Source organism: Nocardia aegles (assembly GCF_052545135.1).
The window spans coordinates 1-375 of the sequence record NZ_JBQWRI010000076.1 but is presented as its reverse complement, the minus strand read 5'-3'; the positions used below and the strand labels follow the sequence as shown (position 1 = coordinate 375).

1 protein-coding gene is annotated in these 375 nt (G+C 61.6%); it reads right to left on the bottom strand.

Translation table 11 applies throughout. The features are described from left to right. On the bottom strand, positions 1-375 hold a 375-nt coding region (locus ACT89H_RS29520; RefSeq protein WP_445111946.1), incomplete at both ends, for an AMP-binding protein.

The window sequence follows — 375 nt, the reverse complement described above, 5'->3', positions numbered from 1 at the left end:
GCCGTCACGGTGGCCTCGGTAGGGCCATACAGATTCAGCAGCCGCACACCCAAGCCACGCACCACCCGCTGAGCCACTGCGGCGGACAGAAATTCGCCGCCAACTAGTATCTGTCGCAGCGAATCCAGTGCTGTGGATCCGTCCAGAAACGGATCCAGTATCGATGGCACGAAGTGCACGACGGTCACGCGTTCGGATCGAATGATCTCGGCGAGGCGCGACGGGTCTCGCTCGGAGCCCGGCTCGGCGAGTATTACGCGGCAGCCACTCACCATGGCGGCGAACAGTTCCCACACCGACACATCGAAGGTCAGCGGAGTCTTGTGCAACACAATGTCTGCAGCACTGAGGTCGAACTGTCGGCTCAGCCATCGT